Genomic DNA, 16,077 nt, shown 5'->3' on the forward strand with positions numbered 1-16,077 from the left:
AGAAAGTGGAAAGAGAAAGTGGAAAGAGAAAGAGCAAGAGCAAGAGAAAGCAGAAAGTTGGAAAGTATAATGTGGAAAAGATAAAAATAGTGAAAGAAGTGGGCAGCGGGCAAAAAAAACAAAGCCCCGGAGGAATCGGGGCTTTAGCTGCAATTTGTCTATTCTACAGGTTCGAACATGTCTTTTGTAACGCCGCACATTGGGCAAGTCCAATCGTCCGGAATATCTTCGAAATCTGTTCCCGGTTCGATTCCACCATCGGAATCGCCGATTTCCGGATCATATACGTATCCACAAGGTATGCATCTAAATTTTTTCATTTGAACCTCCAATAGTTTTTATTTTATTTACATATTGTATATACCTATTATATCAAAATATAAACAAAAAACTACAATTTCCTTTGAATTGAACAACTAATAAACAGTGGTATAATTATTAAGTAAAAAAAATCATTGGAGGAAAATTTTTATGGACCCAAGAATTGAAAAGCTTGCAAATAATTTAATTAAATATTCCTGTAGATTAAAAAAAGACGAAAAGGTATTGATTGAATATAAGGGCGAGGCTACAAAATTGCTGGCACAGGCGTTGGTAAGGGCTGCTTACGAGGTGGGAGGACATCCGTTTACATGGCATAGAGATGATACTGTGCTTAGAGAGGTGTTGAAGCATTCTCGCAACGAGCAATTGGATATTATGGCCGAAGTGGATCTTGCACTCATGAAAAAGATGGATGCCTACATAGGTGTAAGAGGATCGGACAATGTGAGTGAACTTGGAGATTTGGGCGCTGAAAATATGAAACGATATATTGAGAGGTATCAGAATCCGGTTCACAGCGTGGAAAGGGTCAACAATACTAAGTGGGTCATACTCAGATATCCAAACTATTCAATGGCGCAACTTGCTGACATGAGCCTCGAGGCATTTGAAGATTTCTATTTCAAGGTTTGCAATCTCGATTATGGAAAGATGTCCAAGGCAATGGACAGCCTTGTCCTGCTAATGGAAAGAACGGACAGGATTAATATAAAGGGAAAAGGTACGGACCTAAGCTTTTCAATTAAGGGCATCCCTGCAATCAAATGTGCGGGCGAAATGAATATACCTGATGGAGAAGTATTCACTGCTCCGGTGAGGGATAGCGTAAATGGAAGAATTTCATACAATTGTCCGGCTGTTTATCAGGGCGTAACATATGAAAACATAGTGCTTGATTTTGAGAAAGGAAAAATCGTTAATGCGATTGCTAACGATACGAAGCGGATAAACGATGTTTTTGATACGGACGATGGAGCAAGATTTGTAGGGGAATTCGCCATAGGCGTGAACCCCTATATAGAGAATGCGATGAAGGATACCCTTTTTGATGAAAAGATTAAGGGAAGCTTTCATTTCACTCCCGGGAAATGCTACGAAGAGGCTTCCAACGGCAATAATTCGGCTATACATTGGGACCTTGTATGCATTCAAAGACCCGAGTTTGGAGGAGGCGAAATATATTTCGACGGTGTACTTATAAGGAAAGATGGTATATTCGTTGTTGAGGAGTTATACTCCCTCAATCCTGAAAATCTTTCAGACTGACGAGAAATCATAACTTCTTCGTTGCAATAAAACAGTAGCAAGTAGCAAGTAGCAAGTAGCAAGTAGCAAGTAGCAAGTAGTAAGTAGAAAGATAGAAGCATATACAAAAGGCAAAAGATTTTTATCTTCGAGTTTTTATCTTTTTCTTTCCACTTTCCACTTTCCACTTTCAACTTTCAACTTAGTTAACGCCTTGAACTAAAAGCTTCTCGTCAAATAAAAGCCGCCGTTTTGGCGCTTTTTATTTGACGAGAAACATACATGTAGTTTTTTTGGGTATGTATATATACATATAAGAATTTTTATATAATTTTGCAACTAGCAATTCTTATGATAATATTAAGTTGTTAGAAGTAGCGATAGGATATTGCCAGTCGCAATAAATGGAGGGAATAATATGGATTCGATTGATGGGGATTTACCGAATAAAATGAAGGAGCCTGATTATCGCAGGTCGGACATTAATGGAATACGAGTGAGGAAAGCCGAAAAAAGTGATGTCGAGGGAATATTCAAAGTGGCGGCAAGCGTGGGGACGAAGGATAATGATTCATACAAGGGATTTTTGATGGATGACTATCAGTCCGATCCAAAGCGTTTTAAGAGACTGTTTGGCAGAATGGTGGATGAACTTGAATATTTTTATGTGGTCAGGGCACCCGAAACGGTGGGATTTCTGATGGCCTTCACAAAAGAACAGTGGCTTTCCGAACATCCGAACTGGATTGATGATGTTCACTGGTCTCCCGAATTCGAAATGAGCAGAATCGGCAATTTTGTTATGGTGGACAAGATAGCTATAATGAAAGGATTCAGCGGAAAGGGAGTTGGAAGCCGGTTGTATAGACGTTTCATAAAAGACCTTAAGGCAGCCGGAGTTGAAGGCATATTATCGGAAACTATCATTTATCCGACTCCTAATTTCGCATCGCTTTCATTCAGAAAAAAGCAGAAGCATATGCTTGCCGGAATTCGATATGAAGAATTCAATGGTAAAATCTTGGCTGATGGAATCTACTATAAGCCTGTAAAATAAAAACATTGACGGAATCTGTTAGGGGTTCCGTTTTTTTGATTTGGGTTTTAAAATTATGGTAATATATGAATGTGTATAATTTTAACCCAAAAGGATTTTTGTGCCTGTGTCAAAGTAACCACTTAAAGGGAGCGTAGCCATATGACCAGCAAAAAAATACTAATAAAAGCGGAAAGCATAAGCAAATATTATCAAATGGGAGAAGTAGAGGTTAGGGCGCTTGAAGACGCTTCTTTTGAAATCTACGAGGGAGAGTTCGTAGTAATTTTGGGACCGAGCGGCTCAGGGAAAAGCACGCTTTTAAACATAATAGGTGGCATGGATGTCCCTACGGGTGGAAATGTGTTTTTTAGAGATGATGAAATAACCGGGTATGACGATAAACTTCTTACGATGTATCGTAGGAACAAGGTTGGATTTGTGTTTCAATTCTACAATCTTATGGCAAATCTTACGGCTCGGGAAAATGTTGAGCTTGCATCGGAAATATGCGAGGATCCGCTGGAAGTAGATTTGGTAATGGCTGAAGTAAATCTTGACGACCGAATGGACCATTTTCCGTCGCAAATGAGTGGCGGGGAGCAACAGCGGGTAGCGATAGCCAGAGCTGTTGCGAAAAATCCGGATATACTTCTGTGTGATGAACCTACGGGCGCTCTTGATTTTAAAACAGGCATATCAATACTCTCGCTGCTTAACAAGGTCAACAAGAATTACCATAAGACGGTTATGATAATAACTCATAATGCGGCCATTGCCGATATGGCGGACCGCGTAATCAAGATGAGAAGCGGCCGAATCGTATCCGATACTTATAACGACAAACCTATCGCACCCGAAAGGATTGAATGGTAATGAAAAAATTCAATCTGCGTTTGTTTCGCCATATTTGGGAAGCCAAGGGGCAGTTCATTGCCGTATCGATGGTGGTGGCAGTCGGCATAATGACTTACGTGGCCATTTCACTGGCAGTGTTGGATTTGCAGGTTGGCGTGGAACAGTACTATAAAATGAATAATTTCCAGGACGTGAGCGTTGAGCTCACGAAGATAAACGAAGCGGGACTCGAGCGCATTCGCCGCATGCCGAGGGTGGAAGCCGTGCAGGGCAGGGTCTTTTACAGAACGCCGCTTAAGGTTGAAGACAAAGATGAAAAGGTCAACGTGGGCATTTCATCCATACCGGAGGCTGAAAACAGAATCAACGACCTGTACATTCTTGACGGTGGATGGATTCAGGACGAGCGCAGGGATGTGTTGGTCCTGGAACAATTTGCCGAGGCGAGGGGCATAAAGGTAGGAGATGTCGTACATCCTCAAATAGGAGGAAAGGAATACGAACTCGATGTTAGGGGCATTGTAGGCAGCCCTGAATATATATATCTTATGGAGGACGAGCAAAATCTGCTCCCACAGCCTTCAAAATACGGCATTTTCTATGTATCTGAGGAATTCGCTCAGCAGGCGTTCGGGTATTCGAAGTCATATAACGAAGTGCTTATCAAACTGAAGAATCCGGAAGAGGACGGCATATTCAAGGACGAGCTTGAAAAGGTGCTTGAAAGATACGGAGTCCGCCGTATAGTGAGACGGGAAGACCATGTGAGCAACCGGGTAGTCTCAGAGGAAATTAGGGGCGCAAGGCAGATGGCCAAAGCAATACCGTTGGTTTTTCTCGGTGTCGCCGCAGCCATAATAGCCATAATGATTTCACGTATGGTCAAGAACGATAGAACATCGATAGGAGTTTTGAAGGCGATAGGTTATTCCAACAGAGATATTCTGCTGCATTATACTGAGCACGCCTTCATAATAGGAGCGATAGGATCTATCATAGGAGTATTAGCTGGCTATCTTTTTTCGGGACCAATGGCTAATATGTATCAGGAATACTACAGAATACCGTTCAAGGTGCGAATTTTCTCATGGACGTATCTTGGAATGGGATTTGTTTTAAGCGCCATTTATTGCATAGGGGCAGGATTGTGGGGCGCGCGGAGCGTTCTCAAGATAGCTCCTGCGGAATCCATGAGGCCGGAACCACCAAAAAAAATCGGTAAGACTTACATACAAAGAGTCACTTTTATTTGGAAACACATTAGTTTCAGCTGGAAGGTCGTATGGAGGAATGTATTCAGGAGCAGGAAGAGATTTGTTTTTCTATCGGTGGGCATAGCCGTCACTTTTGCTGTGGCTCTCATGCCGGCCCACATGCTTAATGTGTTTGAAGCCATGTTTTACGATCAATACGGAGAGTTCATGCGCATGGATTACGAGATAGCGTATACGCAGCCTCTGTCCGAGCGTTCGGTAATGGAAATAAGCGAACTGGTTGATGTTTCGGAAATTGAAGGCAAGATAGAATTTCCATTCGAGATTGAAAACGGATGGAAAAGCAAGGTAGTAAGTGTCATAGGCCTGAAACCGGACACGGTTTTCTATCACCTGACAGATTCCGACGGCGGCGAGCTTTCACTGTCCCCGAACGGCATCCTCGTAAGCGAGCCCATGGCCTATATACTTGATTTGGAGAAGGGCGACTTTGTCAATGTGAAAAATTTCATACCGTTTAAGGATGATGTGAGACTTAGAGTGGACGGGGTAGTAAAGCAGAAACTGGGGCTTAATGCGTACATGGACATAGGCTTCATGCAAAAGTATCTTATGGACGACGAGATGATTACCGGAGTTATGCTGAATTCTACCGACAAGGTGAAGGAAAAAATGGAGGATGTGACGAACATATCCTCAGTAAACTCCATTGTGGACCTTAGGAATATCTTTAAAGATTTTACAAAGCTGACTTACGCAAGTCTTTCGGTATATGCATTCTTTGCAGGCATACTTGGGTTTGCGATAGTCTACAACTCTACAATGATGAGCATAAGCGAGCGTAGGCTTGAATTCTCTTCACTTCGAATCATGGGATTTTCAAAAAAAGAGATTAATAGGATTGTTCTTAAGGAGAATCTCATCATGACGGCCTTTGGCATTGTTCTCGGGATTCCATTGGGACGATGGCTTATGAGGCTTATGGAAACATCGTTTCAAACGGAATTTTATTCGATGACGGCGCCGATTGAAATGAATTCATATATATATGCGGCTGTTTTGACAGTGTTTTATGTATTGATTGCTCAATATTTTAGCTCGCTCAAGATTAAAAAACTCGATTTTATAGAAGCGCTCAAGAATAGAATAACTTAGAGGGAGGCCATTATGAAAATCGCATTGCATAAAAAATTGACAGAAAAGTTTAAAAGCAATAACAATCAAAAGAAGAAAAAAACGAAGAAATGGGTAATGATAGCAATTGTTTTGATAGCAGTCTCAGCCGGAGGGTTTTTCTATATGTCTTCGCAAAACAAAGGCCTGCCTGTGGAGGTTCACGCCGCTAAAAAGGGATCGGTTCTGGAGTACGTCGAAGAGACGGCATACGCAAAATCCGAGAATGAGCATGTTGTTTACTCGGACGTCAGCGGAGTCGTTAAAGAGGTTAATGTAAGAGAGGGCGACTCAATAAAAGCGGGGGATGTGCTTGCTACAATAGAAGGGGACGATATCGAGCTGCAAATCAAGAGTCTTTCGTCCCAACTCAGCGGGGCCAATGCTTCTGCTACATATTCATACGTTGAAGCGGCACGGCTTGCAAGGGACGAGGCTTCGCGCACTTTGGACAATATGAAGAAATTGTTTGAAGAGGGAGCAATCAGCCAGGATGATTATTTGAAGGCTCAGACAGCGTATAATGTGGCGCAGCAAAGCTATAGGCAGTTCCTCAGCCAGTATAACAGCGCGAGGGCTCAGAGCCAGACGATAGGATATGAAATCGATTTACTGGAAAACAGCCGCGACAAGTTGGCTATTACATCAAAAGAGGATACATTGGTAACTCGTATGTATGTCAAGGAAGGGGAATATGTTACTCCGGGAATGCCGCTTTTCGAAATGGGGAGCATGGAAGAACTCTTCCTTGAGGCTGACATACTCGTGAGTGATGTCGGCGATGTGAAAATAGGCCAGACTGTTTTAATCGAAAACGAGGACATCGGGCTTGAGGAGATAAAGGGCGTGGTGGAAAGAATATCGCCCAAGGCTTTCAGCAAGGTGTCGGAGCTTGGAATAGAACAAAAGAGGGTCAAGATCGAGATGGTTTCGGAAGCCCTTGCTGACAGAATTCGCCTCGGATATGAAGTCGATGTAAAAATAATAACCAGGCAGATGGACGACATTCTAAGAGTTCCCGACAATGCAGTTTTCAAAATTGGAGATGAGCCTCATGTTTTTGTGGTCGAAGGCGGAAAGACGGTCCTAAAGCCTATAAAGGTTATTTTTGAAGGCAACGATTATTTTGCCATAGAAAACGGCGTAGTGGAAGGCGATGTGGTTGTTCTTTCCCCGGGGAACGAGTTGGAGGAAGGAATCAAGGTTTCCGTTCCGGATAATAAATAAAAAACAAAAGGGTAAAAAAAGGTAAAAGAGAAAAAGGAGGAAATATATGAGTTATGAAACTTTGACAGCAATTAGAATTTACTTAGGTGCATTGGGGATGAAAATTTTAGGGGCATTGGTTGTTTGGTTTGTTGGGGCATTTGTGATAAAGCTGATAATGGGATTGATTGTTAAGGCTTTGGAAAAAAGCAAAGCCGATGAAACTTTATTTAAATTTACGAAATCATTTATTCGAATGGCTTTTAAAGTCATTTTGGTCGTTACAGTAGTTACCATACTAGGTGTACCCATGACAAGTTTCATTGCCATATTAGGGGCCGCAGGTTTGGCTATTGGCTTGGCTTTACAGGGCAGCTTGTCTAATTTTGCAGGAGGAGTTTTGATTCTCGTATTTAGACCATTTAACGTAGGGGACTACATCGATGCGGTTGGCTATAACGGAACTGTACGTGAAATACAGATTTTATACACGATACTCGTGACACCTGAAAATAAGACTATTATTATTCCAAATGGCAGTTTATCTAATAATAGCGTGGTCAATTATTCTCTAAATGAGACTCGACGAGTCGATATAACATTTGGAGTGGGTTTCGGGTCAGATATAACTGAGGTGAAAAAGGTTATTGGAGAGGTTGTTGAAGCTCATGATTTGATCTTAAAAAATCCGGAGCCTTTTGTGAGGCTTTCCGAGCACGGAGACAGTTCGATTAATTTCGTTGTTAGGGTATGGGTCGAAAAGGAAGACTATTGGACAGTTTTCTTTGACATGCAGGAGCAAGTTAAGGAAGCGTTCGACAGCAATGGAATAGAGATTCCATATCCGCACATGGATGTGAATGTGATTGGGAAATAATAACCCGGCTTGATTTAAGAAATGGATTATGTTAAAATGACCGCAGGTGGCATCGTTTTGAGCCATACTGCGGTTTATTTGTTTTAATACAATTTAATACAGATTGAGATTCTGCTCTGAGCCAATGGACCGAGACAGAGGTGACAAGACTTTTATGGATTATTGTGCCTTTCTATGCGATTGCTTAGGAAGGCTTTTATTGTTTTGTTTTCGCATGCCCGCCGGCTTTGAGCCAACGGGCGTTTTTGCATTTTTAAATGGGGGTGGCGTGTTTGAAGATAGGGTTTATCGGTGGTGGAAGAGTCGGAAAAGCGTATGGCAAATTCTTAAAAAGTTCCGGATATGAAGTTTTAGGTTATTTCAGCAGGACAAATAAATCGGCGAAGGAAGCCGCATCTTTTGCAGGGACAGCTTGGTACGAAAATATAGAGGAGATCTCGAGAGATGCGGATATGCTGTTTCTTACAGTCAACGACGATCAGATACGCAAGGTTTCCGAAACGTTGGCGGACTTGGGAGTTGTCAGAGCAGGAACTGTAGTTGTGCATATGAGCGGAGCGCTAGGTTCGGATATTCTGTCTGCTTTAAAAAACAAGGGTTGCCATACATATTCCCTCCACCCACTTCTTTCTTTTGCAGAACCTGCGAAAGCATGCTCGAGAATTAAGGAAGCGGTTTTTTCATTGGAGGGGGATTCTGAAAAAATGGAGTTTATGACCCGGTTTTTGAAAGAAACCGGATGTGAATTTTTTATAATCGACACAAAAAAGAAAGCTCTTTACCATGCGGCGGCCTGTGTAGCTTCAAATTATGTAACTGTACTTCTTGATTATGCATTTTCTTTATACGGCGACATGGGTCTTTCCAGGGAAGATGCAGCCAAAGCGCTTTTGCCTCTCGTTAAGGGAACCGTGCAGAATGCCGAGGATGGCGGACCTGATAAGACTTTGACCGGACCCATATCAAGGGGTGATTCAAGCGTTATTCAAAGGCATATGGAGGCTTTCAGTGAATTGCCGAAAGACAAAGAGGAGTTTTACCGGTTTATGGGACTGCAGACGGCCGATTATGTAAGTCGGTACGGTCTTCAGCCGGAGGAGAAAATAAACGAAATAATAAAAATACTAAAAAGGGGTGAGTTGAATGGCTAAAAGGTTTACGGTTAACGACTTTATTGAATCAAAAGCAAAGGGAAGAAAGGTTTCAATGCTTACGGCCTATGATTATTCAATGGCTAAATTGCTGGATGAGGCCGGTGTTGACAGTCTTCTAGTTGGAGATTCGTTGGGTATGGTTGTGCTTGGATATGAGGATACTTTGCAGGTGACAATGGAGGATATGATTCATCATTGCCGAGCTGTTTCAAGGGGGGTAAAAGGGGCGATGGTTATCGGAGACATGCCATTTATGAGTTATCATATCAGCATAGAGGAAACCGTTAGAAATGCGGGAAGGCTTATCAAAGAGGGATTGGCCCAATCTGTAAAGCTTGAAGGCGGAAGTGAGATTGCGGACAAGATACGCGCGGTTATAAACGCTCAGATTCCTGTAGTGGGCCATTTGGGACTAACACCGCAATCGGTTAATATGTTTGGAGGGTTCAAGGTTCAAGGTAAATCGGAGGATGCGGCAAAAAAGATAATTAATGACGCTTTGCTTCTTGAAGAAATAGGGGTATTCGCAATAGTTCTCGAATGTGTTCCGGCTGATTTGGCTACGATTATCTCAGAGAAGCTTACAATTCCTACAATAGGAATTGGAGCAGGCTCCGGCTGCGACGGACAAGTGCTTGTAACCCAGGATATGCTTGGAATGTACAGCGATTTTGTGCCGAAGTTTGCTAAGCAATATGCACAGGTTGGCTCGTCAATAAAAGATGCGGTTGTCTCATACGGTGAAGAAATAAGAAGCGGGGCATTTCCGGAAAAGAAGCATACATTCAAAATAGATGCTTCAATATTGGAGAAGCTTAAATAGGAGGAACTGAAAATGGATACAATAAATGAGATAGACGTTCTTCGCTATCGCTTGAAAGAGGCTGTAAGAAATGGCAAAAGCGTAGGCTTGGTTCCGACGATGGGATATCTGCACGAGGGACATCTATCGCTAATCAAGCGTGCTCGAAAAGAAAATGATTTGGTTGTTGTTAGCCTTTTCGTGAATCCTACGCAATTTGGTCCGGGGGAGGATCTCGATAGTTATCCAAAAGATTTGGAAAAGGATGCATCGCTTTGCGAAAGCGAAGGAGCGGATTTGCTGTTTGCTCCCGATAAAGATGAAATGTATTATGAAGATTACGGGACATATGTGGATGTCACCGGAGAATTGACCAAGGGTCTTTGTGGTAAAACAAGGCCTACACATTTCGGGGGAGTCACATCGGTTGTAAGCAAGCTTTTCAACATTGTTAGCCCCGACAGGGCATATTTCGGGCAGAAGGACGCACAGCAGGTGGCTGTGATAAAGCGCATGGTCAGGGACTTGAATTTTGACATTGAAATCGTGGTTTGTCCTATAGTCAGGGAAGCTGACGGTCTTGCGAAAAGTTCCAGAAATATTTATCTTACCAAAGAAGAGAGAGAAGCCGCACTTGTTTTGAACAGGTCACTAAAGGAAGCGGCAGACCTTGTTTCATCGGGCGAAAGGGATCCTCTTAAAATAAAAACGATGATTGAAGACAGGATAAGGAAAGAGCCTTTGTCTGAAATAGACTATGTAGAGCTTGTCGATGCAGATAGAATAGAGCATATGGAAAAATTGAAGGGCAATGTTCTAATTGCATTGGCTGTGCGGTTTGGAAAGGCAAGACTGATTGACAATATACGTTTGGAGGTTGAGTAATTTGTTATTGAATATGTTTAAGGGAAAAATCCACAAGGCTGTTGTTACCGAAGCCAATCTGCATTACGTGGGGAGTATAACCATAGATAGAGACTTGATGGACGGGGCAGGCATGCTTGAAGGTGAAAGGGTCCAGATTGTAAACAACTTCAACGGCGAACGCATCGAAACATATATAATTGAGGGCCAAAGGGGCAGTGGAGTAATCTGCCTAAATGGAGCGGCCGCAAGAAGAGTCCAGCCTGGCGACGAGGTAATAATAATTTCCTATTGCTGGATAGATGAAGAAGAAGCCAAGAAATTGGTTCCCAAAATAGTGTTTTTAGATAAAAATAACAAAATTGTCGAGACTGCTGGCAAGGAAATACATGGAGAATACAAATGATTTTAAATATTTAAAAGCAAGGAGGATTCTCGAGTCGTTAAATAGAAATCATAAACATAAACAACCGAGAATTCCTTCTTAAATAGACATATTATAGGATTATACACCTTTGGGGGTGCATTTTTTTTGTGCTGTGATATAATAAGTGAAATATTCATTTTTTGAAGTGGAATTTAATAGTTTTAATAACAATGGCTAGGTTACATTAAAACTAATAATAAACAGGAGGATAAGCCTATGAGAAGCGATGAAGTGAAAAAAGGCGCTGTGAGGGCGCCGCACCGTTCCCTTATGTACGCAATGGGATATACCAAAGAAGATCTGGAAAAACCTTTGATTGCCGTAGTGAATGCGCAAAATGAAATCATACCGGGACATTTTCATCTTGATGAAATAGCTTCCGCAGTGAAGATGGGAGTGTATTCCTCCGGAGGAACGCCCATGGAATTTCCTGCAATAGGTATTTGTGACGGAATAGCGATGAACCATTCGGGAATGAAATATCCGTTGTCCACTAGGGAGCTAATAGCCGATTCGATCGAAGCGGTGACGATGGGGCACAAGTTCGATGGCATGGTATTGGTAGGCAATTGCGATAAAATTGTCCCAGGAATGCTTATGGCTGCTGCCAGGATGAACATTCCTGCGGTTTATGTGAGTGGTGGACCTATGCTGCCGGGAGAGTCAAATGGAAAGAAAATTGATTTGGCAAATGGGGCTTTTGAGGCTGTTTCCAAATACAGCGAGGGAAAGATAACCGAGGATGAGTTTTACGACATAGAGATTAATTCATGTCCTACATGCGGAAGCTGCGCAGGGCTTTTCACAGCCAATACAATGAATTCGCTTGCTGAAGTATTAGGCATAGCTCTTCCCGGAAATGGCACGATACCGGCTCCATATGGAAGAAGGAAACAATTGGCGAAATATGCAGGAATGCAGATTATGGAAGCTGTAAGAAACGACCTAAAGCCAAGGGATATAATGACTAAATCGGCATTCAGGAATGCCATTACCGTAGACATGGCAATAGGTGGTTCTACAAACACGGCTTTGCATTTGCTTGCAATAGCCAATGAGGCTGAAGTGGAAATAACTTTGGACGATTTTGATGAAATAAGCAGAACGGTTCCAAACATAACCAAGCTTAGCCCGGCAGGCCTTCATACAATGGATGATTTGGATAAGGCAGGTGGCATATCAGCGGTCATAAAAATGCTTTTGGATGCCGGTAAGATTGACGGAACATGCTTGACCGTAACGGGAAAGACATTGTCAGAGGTGGTCGAAAAAGCCGTTATAAAGGATTCATCTGTAATACGTTCTATGGACAATCCATATATTAAGGAAGGTGGAATAGCAGTCCTTAAGGGCAATCTGGCCATAGATGGAAGCGTAGTAAAGCAATCGGCGGTAGGGCCGGAAATGATGAAGCATAGCGGTCCGGCTCGTGTGTATAATTCAGAGGAGGATGCATACGCAGCAATACTCCAAAAGGAAATCAAATCTGGAGATGTTGTAGTAATTAGATACGAAGGACCAAAGGGTGGACCGGGTATGAGAGAGATGCTTAGCCCGACTGCTGCGATTGCTGGAATGGGACTCGAAAAATCTGTTGCTCTCATTACTGATGGAAGGTTTTCGGGAGCGACTAGAGGCCCGTGCATAGGTCATGTTTCTCCGGAAGCAATGGTAGGTGGAACAATTGCATTGATTGAAGAAGGAGATATTATCAATATTGATATACCAAATCGTTTGCTTGAAGTTGCTTTAAGCGACGAGGTTCTTAATGAAAGACGAAAGGCATGGATTAAACCGCCTACTAAAGCTAAACCCGGAACCTATCTTTCAAGATACAGCAAATTGGTGACATCAGCCAGTACCGGAGCCGTATTTGAAAGATAGATATTGCTTTTAACACTAATCTAGCTCGGCATATGCCGGGCTAGATTAGTGTATTCCATGCATAGCAGTTGATTCCGTGTTTCTTTTAATGTAGACTAAAGGCATTCGAAAGAAAAGAGGGGACAAACGCGTGCAGAAGGTACTAGCTATAGGCATCGGGGGATTTATAGGAAGCAATCTTAGGTATTGGATATCATATTTGGTGAATTCGAATTTTAAGACGCATCATTTTTGGGGAACACTGTCCGTAAATGTTATTGGGTGTATTATTATAGGGGCTTTAATGTCATATCATTTGAACATATCTGAACTAGAACCGAACATGAAGCTATTGGCAATTACCGGCCTTTTGGGAGCGCTTACAACCTTTTCAACCTTTTCATTCGAGACAGTAGAACTCTTGCAGAACGCACGTTTTCATCTTGCAATAATCAATGTTTTTATGAATGTTTTTTTAGGATTGGGAGCGGTTTTGATTGGCTTTGAAGCTGTGAAGAGATTGGGGTAGAAAAAACAGTTGGCAGCAGGCAGCAGGCAGTTTGCAGACAAAAACAAAAGCAAAGACAAAAACAGAACAAGAGCAAAATCGACCACTGAGTATGCATGTGCATTTCGGGTTTTGATTTTGCTCTTGTTTTTGCTGTTCGTTTTTGCTATTCGTTTTCACTGTTCACTGCAAGCTGCTAGCTGTAGTTGTCCTTGTTTTTTCTGCCCACTGCCCACTGCCCACTGCCCACTGCCCACTGCCTGCTGCCTACTACTTTTCTCCTATTTCCACCGACGCGTCCAAATGGTAAATCAGGTCTTTTCTTTCAACGATAATCTCCATGCGTTCGCTAAGGTCCTTTCGGCTCTTTATTCCCATAAGAAGTTCTTTCGTCGGGTTGATGGCTACAGGATGGGCGACCATTTCAAACATGGACAAATCGCCTGCGGTATCTCCGTAGGCATAGCTTTTGGACAAATCGATTGCATAGTCTTTCACAAAGGCGTTCATGGCCTTTTTTTTATTTTCAGAATCCCACATTTGATGGATTTCACCGGTGAATCGGTTGAGGGAATCAACCTCGTAGAAGGAGGCTTTGTAATCGTCGACTCCGTATTTTTCGGCCATTTTACGAACCAGAAAAGAGGGACTTCCGGAGATGAACAGAATCCTGTGGTTCTGTTCCTTGTGCCAGCGTATCATCTCCCGGGTATAGACATATACATTATCTCCCTTGCGGTCGATGACTTGATTAGTTATGAATTCAAGCATGTTTTTGTCAAGACCCTTTAGGGCATTGATATATACATCTGCTAATTCAAGCAGGTAGTCATCATAGTTGCCACGCCTCTTTTCCCAATTTTCATATGTTCCTTTTACCTTTGTATGCCAAAGGGCGGGATCTATTACTTCGTATTTCATCAGTTTTTTAAAATGTTCAATCATCAAAGAGTTTCGGTATAGAGTACCGTCAATATCAAAAAATGCGCCAATGGAAGACATAAAAAAACCTCCTTAATCAATGTCTTTTAGTATGTTAGCAAAATTGTGGACCATCCTTGCGGTCATTCCCCAAATGACATTGCCGTCATATTCATAGAAATGGACAGGATAGTGTCCGTTTCTCCAGTTGTAGCCTTTTCCGTTCTGTATTTTGTCGAAGGGGAAGTCCACGGGAATATCGAGTTTCATGCCCAGATAGTGTATGTGGGGATCGTTTTCCAAGAAAAAGTCCAGTGGCACTGTGAAAACGCTTTGCACCTCATCTCGGCTAAATGAAATATTGTTTATGTTTTTTATGTCCAAGATGCCCACATAGCAATATATGAATAGGTTGAAAGGCGTACTTATGCGATCTATGGCCCCTATGAGGCGTATTTGTTTTTGAGTCAGGTTCAATTCTTCCATTGTTTCTCTGAGAGCCGACTGGCTGGGGGCTTCGTTTTTTTCAATTCCTCCGCCCGGAAAGCATATTTCGCGAGGCTGTGTTTTAAGATTTGAGGAACGCACCTCGAAAAGAAGGTGAATGCGACCGTCTACTTCTACAATAGGAAGCAGTACGGAAGCTAATTTGTTGTTTCCCTCGGGAATGGGAAAATGATTATGCAATTTTTTTCTTATGAGATTGAAGTCCATGCTTGATGCTCCTTGTTTTGCCTTGTTTAGTTATATTATACCACTTTAAAATAGAGTTAAAAATGTTTAGAATTGATATGCTTGGGTAACATAATAATATAACAAAACTATATCAAGCTCCTGTAAAAGGGGCTTCATATAGAGGCAGTGTAAGGACTTAATAAACAGGCTCTGCAGTCTGTAAAAGAAAAAACGTGATTAAGAGGTTGAAGAACTACAGTATTTTCTTAAGTAGAACCCATAGAACCACTTAGGAGGTATGCGAGATAGAAAATAAAATTTCAACGAATACAACTAAATATAAGAAACATTTCAAAAGTGCTTACAACTGCTGAATCAAGCTATCCGAAAAGATGATGGATGGCTTGATTTTATGTGTGTAATAGTTGTTTTAAAATGGCGGATACACGATTGATTAGGCTGTTTGACATTTTTCTAAGTTGTAATGCCGAAATTTGTGATAAACTGTATAAAAGTTTTAAGGAGGATTTATAAGTGAAAATATTGATTAACAATTTTAAGCCACATATGGTGATGCCGGAGCTTTTTATAGAGGAAATGAGAAAAGATTATCCTAACGACCTTGTTGTCGTTTGTGATAATAAAATCGGAATGATGAAAGAACTGCCGGATGCGGATGTTTTATTCGGATTAAGGTTCACTCAGGAAATGCTGGATAAGGCACAAAAAATCAAATGGATTCAAAGTCTAAGCGCGGGTGTGGATCAAATGCCACTTGAGAATATTGGAAAGCGTGGCATTTTGCTGACAAATGGAAGAGGTATTCACAAAATCCATATGACTGAATATGCTATTGCTTCAATGATAATGATGGCTAGAAACTTCCATGTCATGTCGAAAAATCAATTCAATGGGAGTTATGATAGAAAT

Annotated in this window: 16 protein-coding genes; 13 read left to right on the forward strand and 3 right to left on the reverse strand. The window is 41.9% G+C overall.

Features of this window, described 5'->3' with window-relative positions:
* Positions 1-158: 158 nt before the first annotated feature.
* On the reverse strand, positions 159-320 hold the full coding sequence (locus JJE29_06915; GenBank protein MBK5252345.1) for a rubredoxin: 162 nt from the start codon (positions 318-320) through the stop codon (positions 159-161).
* A gap of 151 nt (positions 321-471) precedes the next feature.
* Between JJE29_06915 and JJE29_06920 the strand changes: the two genes are divergently transcribed.
* The 12 genes from JJE29_06920 to crcB all read left to right on the forward strand — a co-directional run bounded on the left by JJE29_06920 (position 472) and on the right by crcB (position 13,572).
* On the forward strand, positions 472-1,590 hold the full coding sequence (locus tag JJE29_06920; GenBank protein MBK5252346.1) for an aminopeptidase: 1,119 nt from the start codon (positions 472-474) through the stop codon (positions 1,588-1,590).
* Between the two features lie 397 nt (positions 1,591-1,987).
* Positions 1,988-2,626: a GNAT family N-acetyltransferase gene (locus JJE29_06925; protein MBK5252347.1), complete on the forward strand. Its 639-nt coding sequence runs from the start codon at positions 1,988-1,990 to the stop codon at positions 2,624-2,626.
* A 141-nt stretch (positions 2,627-2,767) separates the two neighbouring features.
* A complete protein-coding gene (locus tag JJE29_06930; GenBank protein MBK5252348.1) occupies positions 2,768-3,481 on the forward strand; it encodes an ABC transporter ATP-binding protein in 714 nt (237 codons plus the stop codon).
* Positions 3,481-5,832, forward strand: a complete 2,352-nt coding sequence (locus JJE29_06935) for an FtsX-like permease family protein (protein ID MBK5252349.1) — start codon at positions 3,481-3,483, stop codon at positions 5,830-5,832. The genes JJE29_06930 and JJE29_06935 overlap by 1 nt, the downstream gene beginning before the upstream one ends.
* 12 nt (positions 5,833-5,844) lie before the next feature.
* Positions 5,845-7,077 (forward strand): efflux RND transporter periplasmic adaptor subunit, encoded by a 1,233-nt coding sequence (locus tag JJE29_06940; protein ID MBK5252350.1) that lies wholly within the window; start codon positions 5,845-5,847, stop codon positions 7,075-7,077.
* A gap of 46 nt (positions 7,078-7,123) precedes the next feature.
* Positions 7,124-7,933, forward strand: coding sequence for a mechanosensitive ion channel (locus JJE29_06945; GenBank protein ID MBK5252351.1), 810 nt, complete (start codon positions 7,124-7,126; stop codon positions 7,931-7,933).
* Positions 7,934-8,205: 272 nt separating this feature from the next.
* On the forward strand, positions 8,206-9,084 hold the full coding sequence (locus JJE29_06950; protein ID MBK5252352.1) for a DUF2520 domain-containing protein: 879 nt from the start codon (positions 8,206-8,208) through the stop codon (positions 9,082-9,084).
* Positions 9,077-9,910 carry a 3-methyl-2-oxobutanoate hydroxymethyltransferase gene (gene panB, locus JJE29_06955; protein MBK5252353.1) on the forward strand — a complete coding sequence of 278 codons (834 nt, stop codon included), beginning with the start codon at positions 9,077-9,079 and terminating at the stop codon, positions 9,908-9,910. The genes JJE29_06950 and panB overlap by 8 nt, the downstream gene beginning before the upstream one ends.
* Positions 9,911-9,922: 12 nt before the next feature.
* Entirely contained in the window at positions 9,923-10,774 is an 852-nt protein-coding gene (locus JJE29_06960) for a pantoate--beta-alanine ligase (GenBank protein MBK5252354.1), read from the forward strand.
* A gap of 1 nt (position 10,775) precedes the next feature.
* Complete coding sequence (locus JJE29_06965) at positions 10,776-11,159, forward strand: aspartate 1-decarboxylase (GenBank protein ID MBK5252355.1); 384 nt, start codon at positions 10,776-10,778, stop codon at positions 11,157-11,159.
* A 237-nt stretch (positions 11,160-11,396) separates the two neighbouring features.
* On the forward strand, positions 11,397-13,064 hold the full coding sequence (gene ilvD / locus JJE29_06970) for a dihydroxy-acid dehydratase (protein ID MBK5252356.1): 1,668 nt from the start codon (positions 11,397-11,399) through the stop codon (positions 13,062-13,064).
* Between the two features lie 130 nt (positions 13,065-13,194).
* On the forward strand, positions 13,195-13,572 hold the full coding sequence (gene crcB / locus JJE29_06975; GenBank protein ID MBK5252357.1) for a fluoride efflux transporter CrcB: 378 nt from the start codon (positions 13,195-13,197) through the stop codon (positions 13,570-13,572).
* Between the two features lie 249 nt (positions 13,573-13,821).
* Here crcB and JJE29_06980 read toward each other — a convergent pair whose 3' ends face one another.
* Both JJE29_06980 and JJE29_06985 read right to left on the reverse strand, forming a co-directional pair.
* Positions 13,822-14,553 carry an HAD-IB family hydrolase gene (locus JJE29_06980; GenBank protein ID MBK5252358.1) on the reverse strand — a complete coding sequence of 244 codons (732 nt, stop codon included), beginning with the start codon at positions 14,551-14,553 and terminating at the stop codon, positions 13,822-13,824.
* A gap of 12 nt (positions 14,554-14,565) precedes the next feature.
* The gene (locus tag JJE29_06985) at positions 14,566-15,186 is read right to left on the reverse strand and encodes a CoA pyrophosphatase (GenBank protein MBK5252359.1); all 621 of its coding nucleotides are present in this window, start codon (positions 15,184-15,186) and stop codon (positions 14,566-14,568) included.
* A 495-nt stretch (positions 15,187-15,681) separates the two neighbouring features.
* Here JJE29_06985 and JJE29_06990 point away from each other — a divergent pair.
* A partial coding sequence (locus JJE29_06990; GenBank protein ID MBK5252360.1) for a hypothetical protein occupies positions 15,682-16,077 on the forward strand: 396 nt, incomplete at its 3' end.

The organism is Peptostreptococcaceae bacterium (assembly GCA_016649995.1).
In the GTDB taxonomy this organism is placed as follows: Bacteria; Bacillota; Clostridia; order Peptostreptococcales; family BM714; genus BM714.